This is a genomic window from Pseudomonas sp. 13B_2.1_Bac1 (assembly GCF_025466155.1).
Lineage (GTDB): Bacteria > Pseudomonadota > Gammaproteobacteria > Pseudomonadales > Pseudomonadaceae > Aquipseudomonas > Aquipseudomonas aylmerensis.
In genome coordinates this window covers 57,439-83,636 of sequence record NZ_JANLOH010000013.1, presented here as the reverse complement: position 1 = coordinate 83,636, position 26,198 = coordinate 57,439, and the positions used below count along the sequence as shown (strand labels likewise).

Genomic DNA, 26,198 nt, shown 5'->3' with positions numbered 1-26,198 from the left:
AAAGATGAGAGGGGCTTGCCCCCTCCCACATGCTGACTGCGATCAACCTTGATTCAGGCTTTCGCCGGCCCATTACCGATCTGCCACACAAACGGCGGCTCAGTCGCATTGATCACCCAGTCGCCGACGATCCGCGCCTTGTAGATCACCGGGTTGTGCGACGACACCGTGCGCGCATTGCGCCAGTGGCGGTCCAGGGACTTGCCCTGGCGCACATCCGACGCCCCCAGCGCATTGAACAGTTCGCTGGTGGCGCGCTGGATCAATTCCGACACCACCACCTGCGCCGTGGCCGACTCGATCTCGGCGGCCAGATTGGCCGCGTGCTCGGCCGCATCATCGCCGCCAAACCGCGCCAGGTAAGCCTGTTGCGCCGGCGCTGCGGCTTTCAACGCGCTGGCTTCGGCGGCATACACCAGCGCCGCGACTTCACCCACCACCTGCTGGATCTGTGCATCCTGGCTGACATGCGGCGCATTGCCGTGGCTGTAGATGCGTTTGCGGCTGCGCACCTGATGGGCGACATCGCGCAACGCGGCGCGGCCGATACCGGCGAGGCTGGCGAGCAGCACCAACTGGTAGAACGCGGTCTGGTATTTGAAGCGGGTGGCGAAGTCGATGACGTTGTCCGCCTCCACCACCGCATCGGTAAAGCGCGAGGTGCCGCTGCCGGTGGTGCGTTGGCCGAAACCGTCCCAATCATCGCTGTGCACCACGCCGGGCTGACGCGCGCGCGTGGCGGCGATCACATCGCCGCCGGTGTCGCTGCGTTGGGCGTACACGTCGATCCAGTCGGCGAAAATGCTGCCGGTGCTGTAGAACTTTTCGCCGTTGAGCTTCCAGTTATCGCCATCCGGGCTGACCTGGGTGACCACCTCACCGATGGCCACGGTGCCGATTTCAGTCCAGGCGCAACCGACGATATCGCCGTCGACAAAGCGCTTGAACCACAGATCGCGGCCGGCACTCGGGGCGGCGTTGAGGCGATCTTCGGCAAACGCGAAATGCCCGCGCAGGGCCTGGGGCACGTTGGAGTCGGCTTCAGCCAGCTCGATCAGCAATTCAAACAACTGCGGCAGCGACGCGCCGCCACCGCCGTATTCCACCGGCACCCGCACCGCGCCGAAACCGGCGTGTTTGAGCCACTGGATCGGTTCATGGGGCAGGGTGCGGGTTTGCTCGCGCTCCACTGCACCCGCAGCGATACGCTGGAAAATCGGGCGAAAGCGCGCGGCGAGGGTGGTGTAGTCGACGCCGGTGGACAGCGGGTTGATGACGTGTTGTTCGGTCATGGGCAAAAGCTCCAGGGCAGTGATCAATGCCAAGGGTGATTGCACACTCCGTGCCGGGTGTCCGGGCCCATGTTTACGCGGGAGATGCTGCGCCAGCTGTTGCCCCAGCAACAGTGAACCGACAAACCGCCACGATCCGTGACAGGCGTCTGCGCCTGAGCGCCGACCGGGTTTGCCGCCGTAGCCCGCACGGCGCGTGCGTTTGCCCACGGCTGGCACGCTTGCTGCTCAACCCCTCGTTACATCCCTGTGTGCGAGGTAGTGATCGATGAGTCAGCAAGCCGTGAAATTTGCCTATTGGGTGCCCAACGTCAGCGGTGGGCTGGTGGTGAGCAAGATCGAACAGCGCACCCATTGGGGCATCGACTACAACCGCAAACTGGCGCAACTGGCCGAAGCCGCCGGCTTCGAATATGGCCTGACGCAGATTCGCTTCACCGCCGGCTACGGCGCCGAGAACCAGCATGAGTCCGTGGCGTTCAGCCACGCACTGCTGGCGGCAACCACCACGCTCAAAGTGATTGCCGCGATTCTGCCCGGCCCGTGGCAACCAGCGTTGGCGGCCAAGCAACTGGCAACCATTGACCAGCTCACCAACGGCCGCATCGCGGTGAACATCGTCAGTGGCTGGTTCAAGGGTGAGTTCCAGGCCATCGGCGAACACTGGCTGGAACACGACGAGCGTTATCGCCGTTCCGAGGAGTTCATCCGAGCCCTCAAGGGTATCTGGACCCAGGACAACTTCACCTTCAAGGGCGACTTCTATCGCTTCAACCAATACACCCTCAAGCCCAAGCCGCTGGGCCAGCCGGAAGTGTTCCAGGGCGGCAGTTCGCGGGCGGCGCGCGACATGGCGGCGCGGGTGTCGGACTGGTACTTCACCAACGGCAACACCCCGGAAGGCATCAAGGCCCAGGTCGATGATATTCGCGCCAAGGCCGCTGCGAACAACCATTCGGTCAAGGTCGGCGTCAACGCCTTCATCATCGCCCGGGATACCGAGGAAGAAGCCCGCGCCGTGCTCGCGGAAATCATCGACAAGGCCGACCCGGAGGCGGTGAATGCGTTCGGCGACGCGGCCCGGCAGGCCGGCAAGGCTTCCCCCGAAGGCGAGGGCAACTGGGCCAAGTCCAGCTTCGAAGACCTGGTGCAGTACAACGACGGCTTCAAGACCAACCTGATCGGCACCCCGCAGCAGATCGCCGAGCGCATCGTCGCGCTCAAGGCCGTGGGCGTGGACCTGGTACTGGCCGGTTTCCTGCACTTCCAGGAAGAGGTCGAGTACTTCGGCCAGCGCGTGTTGCCACTGGTGCGCGAGCTGGAAGCCAAGGCCGCGATCAAGCAGGTGGCCTGAGCATTCACCGGGTGAAGACCACCACCGCCGCGCGCAGCTTGTTGTTGCCAAAGCGGCACATGCGCTCGAACTCCGCATGGCTGACCGGCATGTGCTGGCAGTCCAGGGGCTGGCGGTGCTGGCTGTGGTCCACATCCGGGTCGTGCAGGTAGACAAAGTCGTCGTCGCAGTCGGTGACGATCACCCAATGCGGGGATTTCGAGCGGGTGAGGCGGTAGCTGCTGATCAACACCAGCGGCTGCCCGCCCTCCTGCAACAGCCGGGGCAAGTCCAGGGCGCCGCCGAAAACCTGCTCGACGTCGCTGCCTTCCAACTCTTCCTCGAACGCGGCATGCACCACGCGCATGACGTCCTTTTTATGTGGATCGCGTACGCCATCTAGAAACAACGGCCCGCGCACATTTACCTGCATCCGCACCCGAAAGCCCCGACGCCACGCCGCCAGGGCCAGGCCTTGCGGGCTGCAGCCGCCATGGCCGGCGGTCATGAACACGGTGGTCGCTTCCCGCCAGATCTGCAGCTCTTCGCGGCGCAGGGCCGGGCGCTCCGGCACCAGCGCGCCCATGGCCATCAACAGGCAGGCGGCGCCACAGGTGAAGTCGGTGGTCTGTTGGTAATACGGCACGCTGTGCGAGCGCGCATCCTGGTGCTGCAGGATGCGTTTTTCCAGGCGCAGGGCCGGGCTGTGGTCTTCGTAGTAGTCGTTGATCAGGGCAAAGCGGCGGTAGCCGCTGCGTTCATACAGGGCGAGGGCGCCGGGGTTGTCGGTGCGCACTTCCAGGCGCAGGTAGGCGCAGTCGTGTTCCACTGCGCAGGCCTCGATGCGGCTCAGCAGCTGTTTGCCCAGGCCCATGCCGCGCGCGTGCTCGGCGATGGCGATGGAGTACAGCCGCGCCAGCGAGGTGCCACGGTGGAACAGCACCAGCGCATAGCCGAGCAATTGCCCGTCCTGTTCCGCCACCAGCAACCGGCCATGGGCGCGGCTGACCATCCAGTGGAAACTGCGCGGTGACAGCCGGTCAGTGGTGAAACAGTGCTGTTCCAGTGCCACTAATTCAGGCACGTCTTCGGGGACTGCAACGCGAAAGAAAAGAGCCATATGACCGCCGTAAAAGTTGCGTAACGAAACGGGACTTCTCTAAAGGATCGTGCTTAATAGAAAAGGTCGAGTTCTCTAAAGCGGATCAAATATTATGTCGGCGGTACAAGGTCATTGGCGTGAAGTATCCGAGCAAACTGTCGCGGCGACAATAACCAATAAGGGTTATTTTTCCGCACCCCCCAAAGGCGCCAGTCAAGTTGTGATCATTGTCGAGCGCAAGGAAGACTGGGCCTCCTACTTCCCCAGCGAAGACATCGTCACCGCGCAGGAATACCTGGAGCAGACCCGCGAAAGCGAGACCGGCAAGCGTGTGCAGGTGATCAACCTGTGCCGCAGCTACAAGTACCTGGGGCACGGCTACTACTGTTCGTTGCTGGCTGAAGCGCGCGGGCACAAGGTGATTCCGTCGGTGCGCACCATCAGCGAGCTGACCAAGAAGTCACTCTACGGCCTGGCGCTGGATGACCTGGATAAAACCCTCGATAAAGCCTTGAGTCATCATCTCTACAGCAATACCGAAGGCTTTACCCTGACCCTTTACTTTGGTCGAACCAATATTGAACCGTTGCAGGAGTTGGCCCGCCAGTTGTTTGAAGCGTTCCCGTGCCCGATCCTGTTAGTTGAATTCAGAAAGAACAACGGCTGGCACATTGAAGGGGTCAAGTCCGGCGTACTGCACAAGTTGCGCGATGACCAGGAAGATCAATTCGCCCACGCCCTCGACAACTTCAGCCGCAAGATCTGGCGCCAGCCCCGTTCACGTCGTCTGGCCCGTTATGACCTGGCGATTCTTCACGATCCCCAGGAGCAACTGCCGCCGTCCAATGCCAAGGCGCTGGAGAATTTCATCCGAGTGGGCAAGGGCCTGGGCATCGATGTGGAGTTGATCGAGCGCAAGGACTACTCGCGCCTGGCCGAATACGACGCCTTGCTGATCCGCGAGACCACAAGCGTCGACAACCACACCTACCGTTTCGCCAAGAAAGCCGAGAGCGAAGGGCTGGTGGTGATGGATGACCCGGCCTCGATCCTGCGCTGCACCAACAAGGTCTACCTCACCGACCTGCTCAACAGCCATCAACTGGGCATGCCCGCCACCGAGATTCTCTACAAGGAGCGACCGGAAGATTTCGAACGGGTCGGCGAGCGCCTGGGTTTCCCGCTGGTGCTGAAGATCCCCGATGGCTGTTTCTCCCGGGGTGTGATCAAGGTCGAAAGCCAGGAAGCCTTGCTCAAGGCCACTGCCGAGCTGTTCGAACATTCGGTGCTGCTGCTGGCCCAGGAGTTCTTCTACACCGAATACGACTGGCGCATCGGCGTGCTCAATCGCAAGCCGATCTTTGCCTGCCAGTACTTCATGTCCAAGGGCCATTGGCAGATCTACAACCACAAAGCCATTGGCTCGGACATCAACGGCGAGTGCCGCACCCTGGCGGTCCACGAAGCGCCCAGGGCGGTGGTGGAACTGGCGGTGAAGACCGCCAACCTGATCGGCGACGGGCTCTACGGCGTCGACCTCAAGCAGTCCGGCGACAAGGTGGTGGTGATCGAGGTCAACGACAATCCCAACCTGGATGCGGGCATCGAAGACGCCTATCTGCAGGACGACCTGTATGGCCTGGTGCTGGAGGAATTCGTACGGCGCCTGGAGTTGAAACGCCAGGGCCAGGTCTGGTGAGTCGCGATGATCCAGCGTTTTGAGCTTATCAATGGAAAACTGCTTGGCGTGGACAGCGCCTCGGCCCCGATCCTGTTGTTCAACAACCCTGACCCGAGCGAGCGTGAATGGCTGCGCGACCACCACAAGCTGGATGAGCACGCACTCGCGTCGGCCCTGGACCCGGACGAGGTCTCGCGCATCGAGTTTCACCCCGACAACCTGTTCCTGATCTGGAAGCGCCCGGAGAACTATTCCGGCGGCGGCAACCTGGTGTTCGAAGTGTCGTCCTGCGGCCTGCTGTTTTCACCCGGCCGGCTGCTGGTAATCGCCACCGATGAAACCCCGCTGAGCGGCCTCGGCCAGCGCCGGCCGCTGCACACGCCGCTCGACGTATTGCTCGACCTGCTGCTTAACAACATCCACCACTACCTGGGCCATCTCAAGGTGATCAAGCTGGTCGCGCGCGAGTTGCAGCAGCAGTTCAACGCATCGATGAGCAACCATCACCTGATGCAGATGTTCAACCTCAGTGAAAGCCTGATCTATTACATCAACGCGCTGCACAGCAATGGCGCCGTGCTGTCGCGGCTGCGCAACCACGCGGAAAAGGAGCACTTCGGCGCGGAAATCCTCGGCCTGATCGATGACCTGATCATCGAGAACCATCAGTGCTACAAACAGGCCGAGATCTATTCCAATGTGTTTTCCGGGCTGATCGATGCGCGCGGCAACCTGATGAACAACAGCATGAACAATCTGTTGCGCAAGCTCACGCTGATCAACGTGGTGTTCCTGCCGCTCAACCTGATTGCCAGTGTGGGTGGGATGTCGGAGTTCAGCATGATGACGGCGGGTACGCCGTGGTGGGTGTCGTACCCGTTGTTACTGGCGGCGATGGGGTTGGGGGCAGGCTTGATGGTGCTAGTGCTCAAGCGGATGGCGGGCGCGACGATGTAAAGGTGGCGATGCATCAGGCACGCCTCTGCGCCTGGTTTGGGGCTGCTGCGCAGCCCAACGCGGGACAAGCCCGCTCGCCAAAGGTTACTCGCCTGGCGGTGTTTGCAGGGTCAGCACTTCAAAGCCATCCGCCGTCACCGCCACGGTATGTTCCCACTGCGCCGACAGGCTGTTGTCCTTGGTCACCACGGTCCAGCCATCTTTCAGGCTGCGCACCTTGGAACTGCCCTGGTTAAGCATCGGTTCGATGGTAAACACCATGCCTTCGCGCAGTTCCATGCCGGTGCCGGGGCGGCCGAAGTGCAGGATCTGCGGGTCCTCATGCATCTGCTTGCCGATGCCATGGCCGCAGTATTCACGCACCACGCTGTAGCCGTTGGCCTGCGCGTGGCTCTGGATTGCATGGCCGATATCGCCCAGGCGTGCGCCGGGCTTGACCCGGCGGATGCCGGCCCACATCGCCTCAAAGGTCATTTCCACCAGGCGCCGCGCCTTGGGGGCCACGGTGCCGATCATGTACATCTTGCTGGAGTCGGCGATAAAGCCGCCTTTTTCCAGGGTGATGTCGATGTTGATGATGTCGCCGTCCTTGAGGATCTCCTTGGCGCTGGGCATGCCGTGGCACACCACCTCGTTGATCGAGGTGTTGATGGAGAACGGGTAGTCGTATTGCCCGAGGCTGGCGGGGCGGGCTTTCAGGTCGTTGCGGATGAAGGCCTCGACGGCGCTGTCCAGCTCCAGGGTGGAACGGCCGGCGCTGACAAACCCGTCGAGCATGTCGAACACTTTGGCCAGCAGGCGCCCGGATTCGCGCATGACAGCCAGTTGGGCGGCGGTCTTGATCATCAGCTGCGCCCCCGGATCAGGTCGGGCTTGTCCAGCAGCAGTTTGTTGATCAACTCGTGGTAGGGCAGGCTGGGGTTCAGTTCGGCGAGCAGGCCGACCTTGATCCAGAACTCGGCCTGGGCGTTGATGGAGCGGTCCATGGCCGCACTGGCCAGGCGGAGTTGTTCGTGCAGTTGGTCGCTGATCTTGACGATGCCCATGGTCTTCACTGTGTTGGATTGATATACGAATCGTATATGTTTCGTATGCTTGAAGTAAACAGGATGTTGACTTGCTCCGGATGGCCGGTTAATTTCCTGGCATGACCTTCCAAGCCTTCCGCAGCCAGCCAAGCATTATTATTACCGCCATTCCTCATTTGGCGGGATAGCACACGGCTGCACCCAGACCCGCCCTTGAGGCGGGTTTTGTTTTTCCGTCTCCCGGGCTCTACATACACCAGGAGACACCCATGAGCAGCTGTCCCGTTCCTCCCCGCGCTGATGCAGGCCTGCTTGAACACTATGTGAAAAAGATCCTCGCCGCCCCGGTCTATGACCTGGCGGTGCGCACGCCCCTGCAAGCCGCGCCGGCGCTGTCGGCATTGCTCGGCAACCAGGTGCTGCTCAAGCGCGAAGACTTGCAGCCGACCTTCTCCTTCAAGATTCGCGGCGCCTACAACAAGCTCGTGCAACTGACCGCCGAGCAGAAGGCGCGGGGCGTGGTCACCGCGTCGGCGGGCAACCATGCCCAGGGGGTGGCGCTGGCGGCGCGTGAACTGGGGATCCGGGCGCGAATCGTGATGCCCGCGACGACGCCGGAATTGAAGGTGCTGGGCGTGCGCTCCCGGGGCGCCGAAGCGGTGTTGCACGGTGCCAGCTTTCCCTTTGCCCTGGCCCACGCGCTGCAACTCGCCGACGCCTCCGGTTATACCTTCGTGTCGCCCTTCGACGACCCGGACGTCATCGCCGGCCAAGGCACGGTGGCCATGGAGATCCTGCGCCAGCAGCAAGGGCCGCTGGACGCGATCTTCGTCCCGGTCGGCGGCGGCGGGCTGATTGCCGGGATCGCGGCCTACGTCAAATACCTGCGGCCTGAAGTGCGCATCATCGGCGTCGAGCCCGAAGGCTCCAGTTGCCTGTTGGCGGCCCTGCGCGCCGGTGAGCGCGTGGTGTTGCCGAGTGTCGACGGGTTTGCCGATGGCACGGCGGTCGCGCAGATCGGTGCGTTCGGTTTTGAAATCTGCCGGCAATGGGTGGATGAAGTGATCACGGTCAGCAATGACCAGCTGTGCAGCGCAATCAAGTTGATCTACGACGATACCCGCTCCATCACCGAGCCTTCCGGTGCCTTGGCGGTCGCGGGTATTCGCCAATACGTGTCAACACGTGGCGTAGCGGGGCAGACATTGGTAGCGGTTAATTCCGGAGCGAACATTAACTTCGATAGTTTGCGATATGTTGCTGAAAGAGTGGTCGCGCAAGGCGTAGTTTGATACCAGGCGTGGGGTTAAACGATTAATCGCAGCGGTTCGACGATTATTTCACCTGCCCGTCCAAGCTTATATAAGGGCGCTAGGTGCTTATGAGGAATGGTTACAACGAGACTGGATTTTGCCGAGTAGGCTGGTGATGGTAAGCGTCTTCCAGGGGCGGCAAGACGCGGCAGGCACACGCTTGCCAGACTAAAAACAATCGATTGGCAGTCTCAGAAAAGGAGAGGTTGGCCATGCTTTCGGAATTAGAACTTCGCAGTATTATCGAAGGAAGTTTCCTGCCTAAACGGTGCGAATGCACCAAAGCCGAAGATGCCTCGCTGACGATCAAGGTCTATGACGACCGCGACCGTGACCGGGTGGATTTGGAAGTCAAAGGTATCAACGCCGACAAACTCGACAGCAGTCGAGCCTTGTGCAATCTGATCACCGGGTTGCGTGAAGACCTCAAGCACAGCCATGCACCCGCGCTGCAACGGGCAGGTGCGCGCAACCTGTACTAGATCGACGCTTGAGAGTGAGTGACCGAAGACCTGTGGGCCTGGATAAACGCCAGGCCCAATACGGTTTCCGTTGCCACCGCCAGCAGGATCCCAGGGCCTGCATTGCCATTGATCCACTCCCCGAACCCCAATACGGCCAGCACCAGGCAGCCGGCGATAAACCCGCTGGTCAGGGCGCGGCGTGTGTCTGAGGGTGGGGCAAGGCGAGCACGGTAGAACATGAGGCCGATGGCCAGGAACAGCGCGGCATTGCGGCGCGACACCAGCCCGGTGGCGCTGGAATATTCGACACTCCATACCCACAGCAGCAGGTCAGGACGCAGGCCCCAGACAAGTGCAAGGGCGAAGCAGAGCAGGGCGGTGAATGTTGCGAGAGAGCGGAAACTCAACTGCATGGCGAATCCCTTCAGCCGTATGACAAGCCCGCAAGACTACTCCTTCCTGTGCGGGCCTGTCCTGGGTCTTTCACCGGCTCAATTCTGGAAATCGCAGGCTTCGGACATTTTCCGATAGCTCACGTCTTCGACCTTGCCGGCCGTGTCCACAAACTTGATATCCGCCTTGATGACTTTGCAGTCATTGGTCTGGGCCTCGTTCATGGCCAGCACCTTGGCGATGTTCATCGGCATGCCGTAGTGGTAGGGCACAGGGGTGACAGTCGCCGTTTGATCGGCAGCCTGGGCCAAGCCCGACACCGCCGCCAGCGCCAGCGCGCCGCCAAGCATTAAAGTGCGCAGTTTCATGGTGGTTCTCCGCAAGTGAGTACACTTTCACTCTCGACTTGCGGGATTAACCGTCGATTAATTTTTGCCTGGCTGACAAAACCTTCATAAAGGCTGGATTCAGCCGAGTTGATCACGATACGGCAAATCCGGCCCAGTCTTGCCACACGTCAACGCGGCAGCGCGAATGGCGAAGCCGAGCATCGTGTCGATCTGCGTGCGCGTCAGTTGCTGCAGGCCCTCTACCGAATCCAGGTTCTGCTCGGTCAACCAGGCAATCAAGGCGGCCTGGAAGGTGTCGCCAGCGCCGACGGTATCGGCCATCACCACCTTCTGTGCCGGTTGCGACCAGTTGCCGTGCTGGCGGCTGAAGACGCTGGCACCGTCGCCGCCACGGGTGAGGAATACCAACTGGCAGCGGTGCTGCAGCCAGCCTTGCAGCACGCTTTCCGGCGACTGGTCGGGGTAGAGCAGGTGCAGGTCTTCGTCGCTGACCTTGATCAGGTCGGCGTGCTTGACCAGCTCCGCCACGCGCTCGCGCCACAGCTGGATATCCGGCTGGGGGTTGAGGCGTACGTTGGGGTCCAGGCTGATCAGGCGCTTGCCGCTTTCGCGCTTGACCAGGCTCAGCAGGGTATCGCCGATCGGCTGCACCACCAGCGAGAACGAGCCGACATGCAAGCCGCGAATGTCCGCGCCCAGCACCGGCAGATGGGCGACTTCCAGCAGGCGGTCGGCGCAGCCTTCGCCGCGGAAGTTGTACTGCGGTGAACCATTGGCGCCCACGGCGACCATCGACAACGTCGTCGGCGCGGCAAACTCCACCAGGAACTGCTCGCTGACGCCTTCATCCTTGAGCACCTGCAACAAGCGACGCCCGAGGAAGTCGGTCGACAACCCGCCGAACAGCCCGGCATCGATGCCCAGGCGGCGCAGACCCACCGCCACGTTGAACGGCGAGCCACCGGCAATTGCCTTGTAATTGACCTTGGAAGCCTGCCCGCTGGCATCTTCCTCGCTGAAAAAATCAAACAGCGCTTCACCGCACACCAGATACATAGTCGTTCGCTCTTAAAGGGTTGCTACTAGCTGTTGATAGCGCGCGTACGCCTGTTGGTAGGCGCTGACGCTGGCTGCCACCGGCAGGGTACGGCTGGCCAGGTCGACGCTCACGCACCGGTCGCACAGGCTGGCCAGGGATTCGCCGGACTGGCACCACGCCGCCTGGATCGCCGCGCCCAGGGCCGCAGCCTCGCTTTGTTCGGTGCAGATTACTTCGGTGTTCATGATATCGGCGACCATCTGCCGCCACACCGGGCTTTTCGAACCGCCGCCGATCAAGCGGATGCGCAGGCTTTGCAGGCCGGTGTGGCGCAGCAGGTCGAGACCGTAGCGCAGGCCGAAGGTGGTGCCTTCGACCACGGCGCGGCACAGGTTGGCGCGGGTCAGGTTGGTCATGGTCAGGCCGTGCAGGCTGCCGGTGGCGTGGGGCAGGGCGGGCACGCGTTCGCCGTTGAGAAACGGCAGCATGCTCACGCCGTCGGCGCCGATCGGGGCCTTTTCGACCAAGGCGTTGAACGCGTTGAGGTCCAGTTCGAACAGCTCGCGGATTACCCCGGTGGCGTTGGTCAGGTTCATCGTGCAGATCAACGGCAGCCAGCCGCCGCTGGAGGAACAGAAAGTCGCCACCGACGCCTGCTCACTCACGTTGGGTTGGTCGGCGAAGGCATACACGGTGCCCGAGGAACCGAGGCTCATGGTGATCACGCCGGGGGCGATGTTGCCCGTGCCGATGGCGCCCATCATGTTGTCGCCGCCGCCGCTGGAGACAAGCGCGTTGGGGTTGATGCCCAGGCGTTCGGCGATGGCCGGCAGGATCGTGCCCACCGCCTGGTCGGCGTCAATCAGGTCGGGCAGCGCGGCCTGCAGGCGACCGCTGGGGTCGATGTGCTGGAGCAGCGCCACGTCCCATTCACGGGTGCGCACATTGAAGTAACCGGTGCCGGAGGCATCGCCGTATTCCGCCACGGCGCGGCCGGTGAGCCAGTAGTTGAGGTAGTCGTGGGGCAGCAGGATATGCGCGATGCGCGCGAACACGTCCGGGTGCTGCTCGCGGGTCCAGAGCAACTTGGACACGGTGTAGCCCGGCGCGATGGCCACGCCGAGGCGTTCCAGCGAGCCACTTTCGCCGCCCAGGTAGTGCAGCAGACGATCATTTTCGGGTGCGGTTTCGGTGTCGCACCACAGCTTGGCCGGGCGCAGCACCTGGCCGCTGTCATCCAACAGCACCAGGCCGTGCTGCTGGCCGGACACGCCGATGCCAAGGATGTCCTGGCCGTCGACGCCTGCCTGTTGCAAGGCGCGGTGGGTGGCTTCGGTAAAGGCGTCCAGCCACTCCTGGGTGTGCTGTTCGCGACGGCCATTCGCGCCGCTGATCAGTGTGTGCGCCGCAGCACCGAGGCCCAGCACCTTGCCGCTGGACGCGTCGAGGACGATGGCCTTGGTGCCTTGGGTGCCGCAGTCGATGCCGAGGAACAGGTTTTGCTGGGTCATGAGGGTGTGCTCAGCGGTGTTATTTTTTTGGATTGGCAACCCGGTCCAGTGTGGGAGGGGGCTTGCCCCCGATGGCTGTGGGTCAGTGAAGGATATTTGCCTGACACACCCTCATCGGGGGCAAGCCCCCTCACACATTTTTTAAACCGGTTTCTTCAGGAGGTTCTGTAGGGTTTCGGTGACGCCGTTATCACGCAAGCTCCCATAGCAACGCTCGAACGCTGCCACAAACTCCGGCGAGTTGGGAATAGCCGTGCCGAAAATCTCTTCCACTCCCAGCAGTCGCTGGCTGATCAACGCCTCATCACTCACCAGCCCCTGGCAGAATTCCGCACGCGGGTCGGGGATTTTATAGCTCACGCCATTCTCATCCACGCCCTTCAAATACAAGGCCCAGGCCGCGACCACCAGCGCCGCACGCTCGGTCTCGCGCCCATCGGCTATCAGGCGGTTGATGGTCGGCACGGTGAATTTTGGAAACTTCGAGGAGCCATCCGAGCACACGCGCTCCAACTGGTCGGCAATCGCCTGGTTGGAAAAACGGTCGACCAGGGTCTGCTTGTAGTCGGTCAGGTCGATACCCGGTACCGGCGCCAGGTTCGGCGTGACATCCAGGTCCATGTAGGCGCGCATGTACGCAACGAACAACGGGTCGTTCATGGTCTCGTGCACGAACCGGTAGCCCTTGAGAAACCCCAGGTAAGTCAGGGCCAGGTGGCTGCCGTTGAGCAGGCCGATCTTCATCTCTTCATAGGGCGTCACGTCATCGGTGAACTGCACGCCGACCTTCTCCCAGGCCGGGCGGCCGTTGACGAACTTGTCTTCCAGCACCCATTGCACAAACGGTTCGCAGACCACCGGCCAGGCATCGTCGATGCCGTGCTCGTCGTGCAACTGCAGGCGGTGGGCGGTGCTGGTCATCGGTGTGATGCGGTCGACCATGGCGTTCGGAAAGCTCACATTGGCCTTGATCCAGTCGTGCAGGTCGGCATTGTGCAGCGCGGCAAAGGCCAGCAACGCCTTGCGCGTGACGGCGCCGTTGTGGGGCAGGTTATCGCAGGACATTACCGTGAACGCCGGGGTGCCGGCGGCGCGGCGCTGGGTCAGCGCGGCGCAGATAAAGCCGAACACGGTTTTCGGTGCGCCGGGGTGCGCCAGGTCATGCTGGATCTGCGGCAGGTGGGCCATGAACTCGCCGTTGCTGTCGTCGATGCAGTAGCCGCCTTCGGTGATGGTCAGCGAGACGATGCGAATCTCGGGGCTGGCCAGTTTGTCGATCAATGCCTGGGCGCTGTCTTCGGCGAGCAGCATGTCGCTGATCGAGCCGATCACGCGCACTTCGGTGTCGTCGGTGTCGCCCAGTTCATACAGGGTGAACAGGTAGTCCTGGCCCGCCAGGTCGTCGCGGGCCTTGCGGTCCTCGCTGCGCAGGCCGACGCCGCAGATGCTCCAGTCCAGGCCTTCGCCGGTGTTCATCAGCGCATCGGTGTAGTACGCCTGGTGCGCACGGTGGAAACCGCCGACGCCGATATGGGCGATGCCCTGGGAGGTGCTGGCAATCGCATAGGCCGGGATGTTCACGTGCGGCGCCAGTTGGGTAAGGTTCTGCTTATTCAGTTTCATCACAACTCTCGCGAAATCAGGCGGCAGCGCGCAGTGGACGGGCCACGGCTACACCGTCGGTGTCGAACAGATGGCAGTGCGCCGGGTCCAGGTGCAGGTGCAGCGTCTCGCCGTATTGGCTGGCCATGTCGCCACGGATCCGCATGGTCAACGGCTCGCCATTGGCGGTGATGACGTGGCAGAAAGTGTCGCTGCCCAGGCGCTCGCCGACGTCGGCGGTGACGGTCAGGGAGGTCTGGCCCGGCGCGGCGATTTCCAGGTGTTCCGGACGAATGCCCAGGGTCACCGCGCTGCCGACGCTCAGGGTCGCGCCGCTCAACGGCAGGCTGATGGTGGTGCCGGCGTCGAGTTGCACCTCGCAGCCGTGGCCTTCGACGCGCGTGACCTTGCCCTTGAGGAAGCCCATCTTCGGCGTACCCAGGAAGCCCGCGACAAACAGGTTGGCCGGCTGGTGGTACAGCTCCAGCGGCGAGCCCACTTGCTCGATACGGCCGCTGTTGAGGACCACGACCTTGTCGGCCAGGGTCATGGCTTCGACCTGGTCGTGGGTCACGTAGATCATGGTCGCCTGCAGCTCTTTATGCAGGCGCGCCAGCTCCAGGCGCATCTGCACGCGCAGGGCGGCGTCGAGGTTGGACAGCGGTTCGTCGAACAGGAAGATTTTCGGATTACGCACAATCGCCCGGCCGATCGCCACGCGCTGGCGCTGACCGCCCGACAGCTGCTTGGGCTTGCGCTCCAGCAACGGGCCGAGTTCGAGGATGCGCGCCGCTTCGCTGACTTTGCTCTCGACCAGTTTCTTGTCGACGCCGGCCAGGTCCAGGGCAAACGACATGTTTTTGCGCACGCTCATGTGCGGGTACAGCGCATAGGTCTGGAACACCATCGCCAGGTCGCGCTTGGCCGGGGTTACTTCGGTGATGTCGCGGCCGTCCAGTTCGATGGTGCCTTCGCTGACTTCTTCCAGGCCCGCGATCAGGCGCAGCAGGGTGGATTTACCGCAGCCCGAGGGGCCGACGAAGACCACGAACTCCTTGTCGTTCACTTCCAGGTCGATGCCTTTGATGATCGAGAAACCTTCGAAGCCTTTTTGCAGATTCTTGATTTTCAGGTTGGCCATGATGAGCCTCCGCTTTGAATTTTTTATTGAAAGGCCGTTATTTCACGGCGCCGAAGGACAAACCGCGTACCAGCTGTTTCTGGCTGATCCAGCCAAAGATCAGGATCGGCGCGCAGGCCAGGGTCGAGACGGCGGACAACTTGGCCCAGAACAAGCCTTCAGGGCTGGAGTAGGAGGCGATCAGCGCAGTCAGCGGTGCTGCGTTGGACGAGGTCAGGTTCAACGACCAGAACGCTTCGTTCCAGCACAGGATCAGCGACAGCAATACCGTGGACGCCAGGCCGCCCTTGGCGATCGGCAGCAGCACCCGGACCATTTCCTGCCACAGGGTGGCGCCGTCCAGGCGCGCGGCTTCGAGGATGTCCTTGGGGATGTCCTTGAAGTAGGTGTAAACCATCCAGACCACAATCGGCAGGTTGATCAGGGTGTAGATAATGATCAGCGCGATGCGCGTATCCAGCAGCCCGAAGCTCTTGGCGAGCAGGTAGATGGGCATCAGCACGCCCACCGGTGGCAGCATCTTGGTGGAGAGCATCCACAGCAGCGTGCCCTTGGTGCGCTTGGTCTCGTAGAAGGCCATGGAGTAGGCGGCGGGCACCGAGATCAGCAGGCACAGGGCGGTGGCACTGAACGAAATCAGCACCGAGTTCCAGGCGTAGCTGAAGTAGTTGCTGCGCTCGTTGATGTGCAGGTAGTTCTCCAGCGTCGGCGTGAAGATGAACTGCGGTGGGGTAGCGAACGCATCGATTTCGGTCTTGAAGCTGGTCAGCACCATCCAGAAGATCGGGAAGAAAATCAGGATCGCGATGGCCCAGGCCAAAGTGCCGAGCAACAGGCTTTGCAGGCGGCGGGATTGTTGAAGCGTCATGGCGCGGCCCTCAAGGCTTGTCAGTCAGGTTTTTGCCGATCATCCGCACCAGGATGATCGCCGCGATATTGGCGATGACCACGGCAATCAAGCCGCCGGCCGAGGCCATGCCCACGTCGAACTGCACCAGTGCCTGGTTGTAGATCAGGTAGGCGAGGTTGGTCGAGGCGTAGCCCGGGCCACCGTTGGTGGTGGTGAAGATTTCGGCGAACACCGAGAGCAGGAAGATGGTTTCGATCATCACCACCACGGCAATCGGGCGTGCCAGGTGGGGCAGGGTCAGGTGCCAGAAGATCGCGATGGCGCCGGCGCCGTCCAGGCGTGCGGCTTCCTTTTGTTCCTGGTCGAGGGACTGCATGGCGGTCATCAGCAGCAGGATCGCAAACGGCAGCCACTGCCACGACACAATGATGATGATCGACAGCAACGGATAGTGCGCCAGCCAGTCCACCGGCTCGGCGCCGAATAGCTTCCAGACGGCGGCGAGAATCCCTGACACCGGGTGGAAAATCAGGTTTTTCCAGATCAGCGCACCGACGGTGGGCATGATGAAGAACGGCGAAATCAGCATCACCCGCACGATGCCACGGCCCAGGAACTCACTGGCCTCCAGCAAGGCACTGATCAACACGCCGAACACCACGCTGATCAACAGCACGCTGCCGACCAGCAACAGGGTATTGGTGGCGCCCGGCAGGAAGCCTGAGTCGGTGATGAAATAGGTGAAGTTCTCCAGCCCCACGAATTGGTTTTCGCCAGGGTAGAGCAGGTTGTAGCGGATCAGCGAAAAGTACAGGGTCATGCCCAGCGGCACGATCATCCACAGCAGCAGCATGGCGACCGAAGGGGTGACGAGAAACCAGCCGGGGTTGGCCAGGCGGCTTTTGCGTGGCGTGTGAGGCGTGGTCGTTTGCACTTGGGCAGTGGTGGTATTCATAGGATCAGGACCAGTCAGGTACATGCAGAACGAGAATCGGAGCGCGGTCAGGGTGAGAGCTGACTTGCCTGCATCGCCGGCAAGCCAGCTCTCACATAAAGCAGTGACGGCGGTGTGCCGGCTTTATTTGGGATAACCCGCCCGCTTCATTTCACGCTCGGTGGTGGTCTGCGCGGCGGTCAATGCAGCATCCACCGTCTGCTGACCGGTCAGCGCACCCGAGAAGAACTTCCCGACCTGGGTACCAATCGCTTGGAATTCAGGAATGGTCACCAGCTGGATCCCGATATACGGCACGGGCTTGAGGGTCGGTTTGGTCGGGTCGGCGACTTTCAGCGATTCGAGGGTCACCTTGGCGAACGGCGCGGCCTTCATGTACTCGTCGCTGTAGGTCGATTTGCGCGTACCCGGCGGTACGTTGGCGATGCCGTCGGTCTTGGCCACCAACTGGCTGTATTCCTTGGAGGTCGCCCAACTGGTGAACACCTTGGCGGCGTCCTTGGCCTTGGAGCTGGTCGGGATCGCCAGTGACCAGGAGTACAGCCACGAGGTGCCCTTATCGGTCTTCTCGTGCGGGGCAAAGGTGAAGCCGACATGGTCAGCCACTTTGCTTTGGGTCTTGTCGGTGACAAACGAGCCGGCCACGCTGGCGTCGACCCAGATTGCGCACTTGCCGCTGTTGAACAGCGCCAGGTTTTCGTTGAAACCATTGCTGGAGGCACCCGGCGGGCCGGATTTCTTCATGTTGTCGACGTAGAAGTTCAGCGCGTCTTTCCATTCGGGGCCGGTGAATTCCGGCTGCCACTTCTCATCGAACCAGCGCGCCCCGTAGCCGTTGGCCAGGGTGGTGATCAGCGCCATGTTTTCGCCCCAACCGGCTTTGCCGCGCAGGCACAGGCCGTATTGCTCTTTGCTCTTGTCGGTGAGTTTGGCCGCGAATTCGCCGATCTGGGTCCAGGTCGGGTGCTCGGGCATGCTCAGCCCGGCGTCCTTGAACAGGTCGGTGCGGTAATAGGTGATCGAGCTTTCGGCGTAGAACGGCAGGGCATACAGCGAACCCTTGACGGACAAACCGTCACGCACCGAAGGGAATACATCATCGAGGTCGTAGGAAGCGGGCAGATCCTTCATCGGTTCCAGCCAGCCCTTGGCGCCCCAGAGTGCGGCTTCGTACATGCCGATGGTCAACACGTCGAACTGCCCGCCTTGGGTGGCGATGTCAGTGGTCAGGCGTTGGCGCAGCACGTTTTCTTCAAGCACCACCCAGTTCAGCTTGATATCCGGATGCTCGGTCTCGAAGGTTTTCGAGAGCTTTTGCATGCGGATCATGTCGCTGTTGTTGACGGTGGCAATGGTCAGGGTTTGCGCGCCAAAGCTGACGGCGCTGAGGGTCATGCATACAGTCATGCAAGAACAGGCAAGCAGAGTTTTTGCTGTGAACTTCATCGCGCACTCCATTTCTGCGCCCAGGGGCTGCAGAAGGACAGTTATTGTTGTTGTGTCTTCCCGCGAACGGCCAGGAAGAGTGTGCGTTGATTACAGCCTTCAAATGGGGTTATGACAAATCCTTGGGCGCACTTGCACTGATACTTTTTTGCACTGGATAAGAAAGTGGGTGAAACGTTTCACTGGATGTCCGGACAAAAAGCGCTGCCATTTCGTTGCAAGCGCTTTTGCCCGATATTTCAACGTGGTCAGGCGGCATCATACCCAAAGGTGTACGGTTGCTTCGGCCTGACGATGAGCTTATTCAGCCAGGTGCTGTCGAGTGGGCTCATCAGCTTGCCTTGGTCCATGATTTTCAAGTTTTCGCGTTCCCACTGGGCCATTACCTCGTTCAACTTCTGGGTGTAAAGGCGGGCTGGGCAAGCGATATCTGCCCATGGGTCGACAATCCAGGCATCCGCCCAGGCCGCTTCCGAGAAGTTCACTGTGCCAACGGGCAGTGTGGAAGGCCCGCCAATGACTGTGAATGCGTGTGCGTCCGACGCCTTCCATTCATAAGCATGGCCACCGCTTTTCCTGACAATATCTCTGGACACCATGGCCATTTCGCCACAGTTACCTGCTCCGGTTTTCAGAATCAAGTTGGGGCGATTCACTGCATGGGCCTCAACGGTTTCACGCAGCCATGTATTGGTAATGCGCGCCGCTTGCGCGCGTGCGCTATCCGCACTTGAGCGAATTTGGTTACCGGGCCCCAGCCCAGTGGCTTTCATTGAACGATTCACGCTGTTTTTTGCTTCTCGTGCGAAGAACCCGTTTTTTTGCTCGGGAGTCCACGTGGCAAAGTCGGCGGGTGTGGTCAGTGCGTAAACTCGATTCGGCTTCAGCCCGATATTCGCCTTGCCAATGGCGTTGCTCCGTTGCAGTTGGTAGAGAACTTCGCGTTGTTGTTCCGGCGTAAACTCTTTGCACCACGTTTTGAGCTCATCGATCTCCTGTTTCGAGTAGTTCGAATGCTCCAGCTCTTTGAATGCATCACTGAGTTTGGGCAAGGCAATGAAATCCGCGTCATTGGGCACCCCGTTCGCACCTTCAAGGCGGGTAAATGTCTCGCGGTATTGTTTGACCATCGGAATGTCGTCGTATGCGCATCGGTTGAAGGTCAGTTTGCCGCCGGGCGCATCATTCAGCCTGGCGGAATAAAATTCAGCGGTGTCAGCCTCTATCACCAAGTGTTTGCCGGCGGGGCCATCCACAATCACACCACGAAGCTCGCGCTTGTCTTTGCAGGCATCACTGATGCTATCGAGCGTGACCACTCGGGTTTTTTGCTTCATGTAGTCAGTGGCTCCTCCCGGGGGAAAGCCGAATTGCGGATCCTGTTTGAGGCTACCGCCGATCTGCGATTTGTATACGATGCGCTTGCCATCAGCCGTCGGAACCAGTTGCGGGCCCATTTCGCCATCAACCATTTTGTATTTACGCCGCTCGAAAATGACAAATTGGCCCTTGCTCAGCAAACCCCGCTCTGAAGGGAACAGGCGTCTGTGCTCAAGCGCCTGAAGTTCCTTGGCAGATGTTGCGGGAACAGCCTCAATGACTTTGCTGAAGCAATTGTCGTTGGTCCCGCGTCGGATCCTTGCGGCACCCATGGCAGGTGCAGGGCAAATGGCCTCGAACTCTTCGAGAGGTTTGAAATGATCAGCAGACTCCAGATCGCTCAACGCCCCTGGGGTGCGGGTATCGTAACGGTAGACCTTGCCCTCATTGATCAGGTCAAAGCCATGGGTGCGAGGCAGGGTGTAGGCGTCGGCGGCCAAGGGGCGTTGTGTTACCAACGCTTGAGTACCGTCCGAAAAGGTCTCTTGCCTCATCGTCGATGAGGTATCAGAGAGGAAGTTCTCCAGTGCCGGACCATAAGCCGCCCCGGTTTTAGCGTCGTAGGCGTACCAATTACCGTCCTGACGCACCGCAGTGAGCATGGTCTGGCGCGTGCTGCCGGTTTGAATGATCACACCATCGGCCCTGTCGGCTGCCACGACCGGTTCGCCGCCCACCTGTTTCGCCAGGTATCTGTCCTGCATACGGCTGACCGCGTTGAGCGACTTCGCGCTGCTGGCGGTTGTTATATCCTTGAGTTCAATATTTTCCGCTTCTCTGACACCAAACTTCTCGATGTATTTTGCCGAAACTTTGGTGGCTGCCCACGCCGCACCGGACTTGGCTACGCTCCAGATTTTGCCTGCGCCCTCGGTGGCGGCGTACATCACGATATCAATGGCCAGGTCTTTTGCCGCTTCGGCGAATTCACCGTGGTAGATGTCCTCGAGGCTGGAGCCTCCCGGCAAGAACCGCAACGCTTCCTGAAAGTAGTCGCTGGGCTCCCTTCCATTTTCAACGGTGTTGCTCAGGCCGCGCTGTGAAGCGATTGAGGAGGCTTTGCGCAAATACACCGTATCGACCAGGACCTTGGCCAACTCGGAGAACCGCTCGCCGTCGTAGCCACTCGGCAAGCTGTTCGGACTACGCTCGTAGAAGAGCCGCTCGCGCAACAGGGGGCGACTATCACCGTCGTGAGTGTCCACCAGAATCAATTGCTCGCTGTTTCTTAATACAACGTCGGATTCGACGCCCGGCTTGGGTTCTGAACCTGTTTTGAAAGCTTCAGCATCAATGGCAAGGCGGACGTTTTCGCCGAGCTTCGTTGACGGGTTAATGTCGGGTATAGGGATGATTTTCCCCACCGACGGGTATACAGCGAAATCTCTTCGGACATTTTTGTATACGGAAGTCATCACCATGCCTTCACCCGCGCCTTTCACGTGCAGGAATTGCACCGCACCAAAGTTGAGGCTATCGCGCTCTGCCAATGGCAGTTTGCTGAGCATGTCTTTGAAGAGGGACAGGGTGTGGGTCCTGCGTAGCGGGAAGTCTTCCTTGATGGCTTGGTCAAATGTCGCGTTGATGTCGGGCAACTCGGACGCACGTGCACTCAGGGCATCAAAATCGGGTCCTGTCGATTCCCAGCGCCAGCTTTCACCCATACGGCCAGCCTCATACACCTCCACAATGCTCGCGCGGATATTGGAAAATAGGCCACCCGGGCCAACTTTTTCAGTGAGGTACGGGCGCTCGTAGTCGATGTGGGTACCGAATTTTTCTCTCAGCGCCTCAAGTGCCATTTTCCTTCTTTCTGGCGGCGCAAAGTTACTCAGGAAGCGCCTGGCGTCGGCCACTTCGCCCATTTGTTTCTTGAGCGCCTGTTGGCTGCTGGTGAGCTGTTCGAGGGTGTATTCGTCTTTGTCGTTCTTCACCACGTGCTGATTCACAATGGCCCAATCCAGCACCGGGTTCATCTGGGCAACCGATTGGAGTTGGGATTCACGTGCGTTGATAGGGTTGATCCGGTCAAGGTTCATGACTTGCTCGAAGGTCATGTCCGTGGCTGCCCCGGGGGCGCTCAGTTCGATCCGATTGACGGCGGTGGTAAAGCTGACCCATTCGGTCGAACCCATGGTTAGGGACGACGGCACATCGTTAACCAGCAGATGGGGCGCGGCACCCGTCATCAACAGGCGCGCGACTACTGGCGTAAGGTTTGGCGGGATATTTCGATTATCGGTCAAGTGTCTGTTGAACCGCTCACGAATCTTGTCCGTGCCCAATCCCCAGTTATCCGCGTGCATCAGATCAAAGCCCGCGAGGGCATTGCGTGAGGTACCCGCCGAGGGATCGAGTTCCAGTACCAGCGCTGTCAGTAGCCACTGCTTGAGACTGGTCAAAGTGACTGCACCCTTCATCTCGGTTTGCAGAGTTGTGGCCAGCTCCAGGGCACCGTCACTGGATAGCAGTTGGTCCAGCGCTTGCTCAGGGCGATTGGTTTGGAGATTGCTGACTTGAGCACTGAGGTAGCTGAGGAGCGTGGTGCTCGAGCCAATGGCTTTTTTTGCCAGATCGTTCACGTTGTCGCGTTGGGCGGGGCTGAGAGGCAGGTCGGTGGAGAGGAAACCCCAGCGGTTGCCCAAGGCCGGGGCCTGGGGTATGGGTGTCTGCAAGGCCCGCAGCAAGTTATCCGTCTGCGTTGCCGTCTTGGCCTCGAACCAACCTTGGTCGGCGAGGAATTTCTGCACGGTCGTCAGGCCCTTGGGGTGGTGGGATGAGCCCTCGTCGACAGTGAAACCTGTGGTGTCGTCGTTATCGATGTTGCCGTTTTTCAGTTGGTTGATAAGGGCATACCGGTCATTGCTATCACCCAATCCGATTTTTTGCTGGTTCAGCCAGTTCTCCACTTGCTCTGCAGACCTGGGGCTGTTCAGGAATCTCTTTGTGCTCGCCAGGTGCTGCAGGCTCCGTTCGAACGCCTGGGCACCCGGTTGCGTACTGATGTTGTAGAAGGTGCCCACCCATTTCAACGGCGCATCGCTGCCTTTGGCGTTAGCCAGCGTTATTGGCGTGTTATGCGCGAATACTGCGGCGGCGGCCAGTACGGGGGCGAGGACGTCAAAATACTCCGGGTATTTTTTCCCAAAGTCGCCGGCGGTGAAGCGCTGGTCAACGCCGTTGACTGTGCCTATCAGCGCGTCGCCTCTGGGGTCGAAGCGCAGGGAGGTCAAGTCAACGTTGTGTGTTTTGGCCCATTCAACGAAACCGTTGCCGCTGATGGCTTTATCCAGGTTATTGCGCCACTGACCGAACAGGCTGCCGACCGGGATCGGCCCGACCATTTTCGACGGCGCTTGGGTCGGGTCTCTTTTCACGTCGAGCATTGCGCGGTAGGTGGCATCAGCCAGCGCGCGCTCGGCGTTCTCCAGGTTATCCGGTGGCGCGGCGTTCAATGTCGCAATCGGTGTGGAATCGACGGTCGCCGCCAGCGTTTCAAGTCTCGACAGTGGAATGGACGTTTGTCCCAGCGCTCGCGTTATGGCGCTCTGGTTCGCCCTTACAGCCAGTGACATCGGATCATTCATGCTTGGGTCAACGAGCGCCTTGAAGCCGTCGTTATTGACCATTGCGGCACTTCGCTTGAGGATCGAGATGAAATCGAGCTTGCGCCAGTTACTTGTTCGAGGATCGTGTCGGCGAGGCATTTCTTCGTTGTAGAACTGCATGACCTCATCAAGCGTTGCAGAAGAGGGTGACGGGTAGCGAATATCGCCACGTGATCCGGCAGCCAGTTGCTTGACCGCACCCTGGATAGCTTCCCAGGCATTATTCCAGCCTGACACATCGTTGACGGTAAAGGCGGTGTCTTTGCCTTTGACCTTAGCCGTCATATCGCCGGACTCGGGGTTGATCCTCACGCTGGCTGGGTCAACGCTGTTCTCGCGCACAAAGGTGGTAAATGCACTGCCGCTCAGCTCCGTCAGCAGGCTTTTACGCGCTTGGTTGAAAGTGGAATACTCGGGCACGTCCTGGAGCGTGATATCAAATTCATGCACCCTTTTGATCAATGCCTGGCTGCACTGCTGCGCCAGGTCTCGGTCAGCGTCCTGAACCTTGCGTGCCGTGGTTGGCGGTGTGAACCTGGCAAGGCGTTCGATCAATTGGTCCTGTGGTAAATCCGCGATGCGCTGGCCCGCTTCTTGTTGGCGCCGCTTGATGGGCGCGTAAACGGTGTATTCGGGGTCGTTGTTGCTGAACGCATTGAAGGTGCCCTCGTGAAACAGTCGCCCGATGCTGGCCAGCGTCTGGTCACTTTGGATCAGGCCCAGTTGCAAGCCATAAAAGTTCGCGATGTTATAGGCTGATGCTTGATCGCGGCCATAATAGGCAACCACGCCGCCGCGATCGCCGATGATTTTGGTGACGGCCGCCAGCACCTTCCCTGAAGCGGCCACCCATGCAGCGTCATGATGCGGGAAGATGCGGACGCTGCCGCCTGATATTTCGCGCAGATGACTGTTCGGCCCGATGATCAGTTTTGAAATATCAAGACCATGGACCTCGGCAAACGATTTGAAGGGCTCCGAGTACATCGCATCTGACAGTTCGGCCCAGGCCTGGCCGAAGGTGGAGTCGGTTGGGACGGTGACCTTGTTTTCGGCATTCACCGATTCATCGGCTTCGGCTGCGAGCCTCTGGCGCACCAGGCTGTTGGCGACACCGATGGCCAACTGCCGATCACTGCTGTCAACGAGAGCATCGGCGAATTGGCGGATTGCCGCAGCACGTGTTGCGGGGGGGGCTGACGCCACCGCCCGCTGGTTGCGGTTTAGCGGGCGCTGGTCCGCTGGGGCGCTCGGTGAATGGGGCTGCGCACCGTCGAGTATTTGCTGAATCAGTTGGGTATAGGTTTTTCGCGGGTTGATCGCGCTGGGCTGGTCAAGGCGTTGCTGCACCTCACTGCGCAGCACCGCGTCGGTCAGCGGATCACCAGCGTCCTCGACCCACTGACCGATTTGTTCAGCCAGGCTCGGTTGTTCCTTGGTGACTGCAAACCCGAGAAGATGTTCGATGCGCTGGCGGGCTGTCGACGGTATATCACTTGATTGTGCGGTTGCGGGCAACGTTTGACTGCCATTCGCCGGTCTACAAAAAAGCTTGATCACCTCAAGTGTCGCAGAGCCTAAAGGGCTCGCGGGCGGGGTCAGAGTGTTTCGAGGGACAGTGCTGAGCCCCTGCGATGGCTGAACATTGATCATGGAGTGCCCTGTGCATGAGAATAAATGAGTACCACCCGCCGGTTTAAAAGTGGGTACTCCGCTCAGTGGCAAGGGATTGCGTTCTCGTTCCTGTCAAGGCGGGGCGAGTGCCGATTTAATTTGCGCGCACTCATTTGATGATCGCCGTCAGCTCAGGTTCTGCTCGGTGAGCCGCTGCACCGCCAGGCGCCGGTAGTGGGAAGGGGTCATGCCTTTCAATTGCTGGAAACGCCGATTGAAGTTGGAGATGTTGTTGAAGCCCGACTCAAAGCACACGTCCGTCACCGCCTTGTCGCCATCGGCCAGCAGCTCGCAGGATTTGCTGATGCGCAACCGGTTCACAAACTCGATAAACGTGCGGCCGGTGGCCTGCTTGAACACCCGGGAAAAATACGTCGGCTTCATCCCCAGGTATTCCGCGACTTCCTCCAGCGGCAACTCGCGTGCGTAGTGGGCGAAGATGTAGTCCACCGCGCGGTTGGTGCGGTCCACGCTGTGTTCGTCTGCCAGGTGCGCGGTGTTTACCCCCGACAGCAACTGGTAGTCCTCACAGGCGCTGAGCACCTCCAACAGAATGAAAAAGTGCCCCAGGCGCGCCATGCCCTGGGCATCCTCGATGCGCTGCATCAGAGTCATGGCCTGGGCGATGGTCTTTTTGCAGCGAAATTCGATGCCGTATTGCGCCCGTTCCAGCAGCGGCGTGAGCGTCTTGAGTTCGGCGAAAATATGGCTGCCGTGCTCGAACAGCTCATCGGTGAAGTTCACCAGCATGTCGCGCTTGGGCACCACTTCGTCTTCCTCGACCTGGCTGATCCAGTTGTGCGGCAGGTTGGGGCCGGTGAGAAACAGGCTTTCGGGGTAGAAATTGCCGATGTAGTCGCCGATAAACACCTTGCCCGAGCTGGCGACGATCAAGTGCAGTTCGTATTCCTTGTGGAAATGCCAGCGCACCAGCGGGCAGGGGAAGCCATGTTGGCGATAGATGATGGACAGACCGTTGTGATCGTCCATCAGCTCGTAGGAAGGGTCGGTGATTCGCGCTGCTCGGGTCATGCTGCCGTCGCTTTATTGTGGTTGCTGCCTGGGATAATGCCCCCTCG

The 26,198-nt window shown here is 60.4% G+C and carries 20 protein-coding genes; 5 read left to right on the top strand and 15 right to left on the bottom strand.

Features of this window, described 5'->3' with window-relative positions; genetic code table 11:
* Positions 1-53: 53 nt before the first annotated feature.
* The gene (locus NTD80_RS03245) at positions 54-1,292 is read right to left on the bottom strand and encodes an acyl-CoA dehydrogenase family protein (protein WP_262132124.1); all 1,239 of its coding nucleotides are present in this window, start codon (positions 1,290-1,292) and stop codon (positions 54-56) included.
* 268 nt (positions 1,293-1,560) lie between these two features.
* Between NTD80_RS03245 and sfnG the strand changes: the two genes are divergently transcribed.
* The gene (sfnG, locus tag NTD80_RS03240) at positions 1,561-2,646 is read left to right on the top strand and encodes a dimethylsulfone monooxygenase SfnG (protein WP_213552896.1); all 1,086 of its coding nucleotides are present in this window, start codon (positions 1,561-1,563) and stop codon (positions 2,644-2,646) included.
* Positions 2,647-2,650: 4 nt separating this feature from the next.
* Here sfnG and NTD80_RS03235 read toward each other — a convergent pair whose 3' ends face one another.
* The gene (locus NTD80_RS03235; RefSeq protein ID WP_262132123.1) at positions 2,651-3,745 is read right to left on the bottom strand and encodes a peptidase C39 family protein; all 1,095 of its coding nucleotides are present in this window, start codon (positions 3,743-3,745) and stop codon (positions 2,651-2,653) included.
* Positions 3,746-3,839: 94 nt separating this feature from the next.
* Here NTD80_RS03235 and NTD80_RS03230 point away from each other — a divergent pair, with 94 nt between their 5' ends.
* Entirely contained in the window at positions 3,840-5,426 is a 1,587-nt protein-coding gene (locus tag NTD80_RS03230; RefSeq protein ID WP_262132121.1) for a RimK family protein, read from the top strand.
* Between the two features lie 6 nt (positions 5,427-5,432).
* Positions 5,433-6,365: a magnesium transporter CorA family protein gene (locus tag NTD80_RS03225; RefSeq protein WP_262132120.1), complete on the top strand. Its 933-nt coding sequence runs from the start codon at positions 5,433-5,435 to the stop codon at positions 6,363-6,365.
* Between the two features lie 84 nt (positions 6,366-6,449).
* Here the strand turns inward: NTD80_RS03225 and map are convergent, their stop codons facing one another.
* Together map and NTD80_RS03215 are read right to left on the bottom strand one after the other, a co-directional pair.
* Positions 6,450-7,211 (bottom strand): type I methionyl aminopeptidase, encoded by a 762-nt coding sequence (gene map / locus NTD80_RS03220; RefSeq protein WP_262132119.1) that lies wholly within the window; start codon positions 7,209-7,211, stop codon positions 6,450-6,452.
* On the bottom strand, positions 7,211-7,411 hold the full coding sequence (locus tag NTD80_RS03215) for a ParD-like family protein (RefSeq protein WP_027606410.1): 201 nt from the start codon (positions 7,409-7,411) through the stop codon (positions 7,211-7,213). The genes map and NTD80_RS03215 overlap by 1 nt, the downstream gene beginning before the upstream one ends.
* A gap of 251 nt (positions 7,412-7,662) precedes the next feature.
* Here NTD80_RS03215 and ilvA point away from each other — a divergent pair, with 251 nt between their 5' ends.
* Positions 7,663-8,685: a threonine ammonia-lyase, biosynthetic gene (gene ilvA, locus NTD80_RS03210; RefSeq protein WP_262132116.1), complete on the top strand. Its 1,023-nt coding sequence runs from the start codon at positions 7,663-7,665 to the stop codon at positions 8,683-8,685.
* Positions 8,686-8,918: 233 nt separating this feature from the next.
* Positions 8,919-9,188, top strand: coding sequence for a DUF1652 domain-containing protein (locus NTD80_RS03205; RefSeq protein ID WP_065906595.1), 270 nt, complete (start codon positions 8,919-8,921; stop codon positions 9,186-9,188).
* Here NTD80_RS03205 and NTD80_RS03200 read toward each other — a convergent pair.
* The 11 genes from NTD80_RS03200 to NTD80_RS03150 all read right to left on the bottom strand — a co-directional run bounded on the left by NTD80_RS03200 (position 9,185) and on the right by NTD80_RS03150 (position 26,151).
* Positions 9,185-9,583, bottom strand: coding sequence for a hypothetical protein (locus NTD80_RS03200; protein ID WP_262132114.1), 399 nt, complete (start codon positions 9,581-9,583; stop codon positions 9,185-9,187). The genes NTD80_RS03205 and NTD80_RS03200 overlap by 4 nt on opposite strands.
* 78 nt (positions 9,584-9,661) lie before the next feature.
* Entirely contained in the window at positions 9,662-9,931 is a 270-nt protein-coding gene (locus NTD80_RS03195) for a DUF2790 domain-containing protein (RefSeq protein ID WP_065906599.1), read from the bottom strand.
* A 99-nt stretch (positions 9,932-10,030) separates the two neighbouring features.
* Positions 10,031-10,969: a carbohydrate kinase family protein gene (locus NTD80_RS03190; protein ID WP_106804128.1), complete on the bottom strand. Its 939-nt coding sequence runs from the start codon at positions 10,967-10,969 to the stop codon at positions 10,031-10,033.
* A 12-nt stretch (positions 10,970-10,981) separates the two neighbouring features.
* Entirely contained in the window at positions 10,982-12,463 is a 1,482-nt protein-coding gene (gene xylB / locus NTD80_RS03185) for a xylulokinase (RefSeq protein WP_262132113.1), read from the bottom strand.
* 141 nt (positions 12,464-12,604) lie between these two features.
* Positions 12,605-14,086 (bottom strand): mannitol dehydrogenase family protein, encoded by a 1,482-nt coding sequence (locus tag NTD80_RS03180; protein WP_065906615.1) that lies wholly within the window; start codon positions 14,084-14,086, stop codon positions 12,605-12,607.
* A gap of 16 nt (positions 14,087-14,102) precedes the next feature.
* Entirely contained in the window at positions 14,103-15,206 is a 1,104-nt protein-coding gene (locus NTD80_RS03175; protein ID WP_262132111.1) for an ABC transporter ATP-binding protein, read from the bottom strand.
* A 37-nt stretch (positions 15,207-15,243) separates the two neighbouring features.
* Positions 15,244-16,074, bottom strand: coding sequence for a carbohydrate ABC transporter permease (locus NTD80_RS03170; protein ID WP_032886872.1), 831 nt, complete (start codon positions 16,072-16,074; stop codon positions 15,244-15,246).
* 10 nt (positions 16,075-16,084) lie between these two features.
* The gene (locus NTD80_RS03165) at positions 16,085-17,011 is read right to left on the bottom strand and encodes a carbohydrate ABC transporter permease (RefSeq protein WP_065906617.1); all 927 of its coding nucleotides are present in this window, start codon (positions 17,009-17,011) and stop codon (positions 16,085-16,087) included.
* A 123-nt stretch (positions 17,012-17,134) separates the two neighbouring features.
* Positions 17,135-18,418 carry an ABC transporter substrate-binding protein gene (locus NTD80_RS03160; RefSeq protein WP_371920659.1) on the bottom strand — a complete coding sequence of 428 codons (1,284 nt, stop codon included), beginning with the start codon at positions 18,416-18,418 and terminating at the stop codon, positions 17,135-17,137.
* 287 nt (positions 18,419-18,705) lie between these two features.
* Positions 18,706-25,098, bottom strand: a complete 6,393-nt coding sequence (locus NTD80_RS03155; RefSeq protein WP_262132110.1) for a hypothetical protein — start codon at positions 25,096-25,098, stop codon at positions 18,706-18,708.
* 147 nt (positions 25,099-25,245) lie between these two features.
* Positions 25,246-26,151 carry an AraC family transcriptional regulator gene (locus NTD80_RS03150; RefSeq protein WP_262132109.1) on the bottom strand — a complete coding sequence of 302 codons (906 nt, stop codon included), beginning with the start codon at positions 26,149-26,151 and terminating at the stop codon, positions 25,246-25,248.
* Between the last annotated feature and the right edge of the window lie 47 nt (positions 26,152-26,198).

Coding starts and splice junctions, on each gene's coding strand:
- NTD80_RS03245 (WP_262132124.1), bottom strand. CDS start 1,292: ATGACCGAACAACACGTCATCAACCCGCTGTCCACCGGCGTCGACTAC.
- sfnG (WP_213552896.1), top strand. CDS start 1,561: ATGAGTCAGCAAGCCGTGAAATTTGCCTATTGGGTGCCCAACGTCAGC.
- NTD80_RS03235 (WP_262132123.1), bottom strand. CDS start 3,745: ATGGCTCTTTTCTTTCGCGTTGCAGTCCCCGAAGACGTGCCTGAATTA.
- NTD80_RS03230 (WP_262132121.1), top strand. CDS start 3,840: ATGTCGGCGGTACAAGGTCATTGGCGTGAAGTATCCGAGCAAACTGTC.
- NTD80_RS03225 (WP_262132120.1), top strand. CDS start 5,433: ATGATCCAGCGTTTTGAGCTTATCAATGGAAAACTGCTTGGCGTGGAC.
- map (WP_262132119.1), bottom strand. CDS start 7,211: ATGATCAAGACCGCCGCCCAACTGGCTGTCATGCGCGAATCCGGGCGC.
- NTD80_RS03215 (WP_027606410.1), bottom strand. CDS start 7,411: ATGGGCATCGTCAAGATCAGCGACCAACTGCACGAACAACTCCGCCTG.
- ilvA (WP_262132116.1), top strand. CDS start 7,663: ATGAGCAGCTGTCCCGTTCCTCCCCGCGCTGATGCAGGCCTGCTTGAA.
- NTD80_RS03205 (WP_065906595.1), top strand. CDS start 8,919: ATGCTTTCGGAATTAGAACTTCGCAGTATTATCGAAGGAAGTTTCCTG.
- NTD80_RS03200 (WP_262132114.1), bottom strand. CDS start 9,583: ATGCAGTTGAGTTTCCGCTCTCTCGCAACATTCACCGCCCTGCTCTGC.
- NTD80_RS03195 (WP_065906599.1), bottom strand. CDS start 9,931: ATGAAACTGCGCACTTTAATGCTTGGCGGCGCGCTGGCGCTGGCGGCG.
- NTD80_RS03190 (WP_106804128.1), bottom strand. CDS start 10,969: ATGTATCTGGTGTGCGGTGAAGCGCTGTTTGATTTTTTCAGCGAGGAA.
- xylB (WP_262132113.1), bottom strand. CDS start 12,463: ATGACCCAGCAAAACCTGTTCCTCGGCATCGACTGCGGCACCCAAGGC.
- NTD80_RS03180 (WP_065906615.1), bottom strand. CDS start 14,086: ATGAAACTGAATAAGCAGAACCTTACCCAACTGGCGCCGCACGTGAAC.
- NTD80_RS03175 (WP_262132111.1), bottom strand. CDS start 15,206: ATGGCCAACCTGAAAATCAAGAATCTGCAAAAAGGCTTCGAAGGTTTC.
- NTD80_RS03170 (WP_032886872.1), bottom strand. CDS start 16,074: ATGACGCTTCAACAATCCCGCCGCCTGCAAAGCCTGTTGCTCGGCACT.
- NTD80_RS03165 (WP_065906617.1), bottom strand. CDS start 17,011: ATGAATACCACCACTGCCCAAGTGCAAACGACCACGCCTCACACGCCA.
- NTD80_RS03160 (WP_371920659.1), bottom strand. CDS start 18,418: ATGACTGTATGCATGACCCTCAGCGCCGTCAGCTTTGGCGCGCAAACC.
- NTD80_RS03155 (WP_262132110.1), bottom strand. CDS start 25,098: ATGATCAATGTTCAGCCATCGCAGGGGCTCAGCACTGTCCCTCGAAAC.
- NTD80_RS03150 (WP_262132109.1), bottom strand. CDS start 26,151: ATGACCCGAGCAGCGCGAATCACCGACCCTTCCTACGAGCTGATGGAC.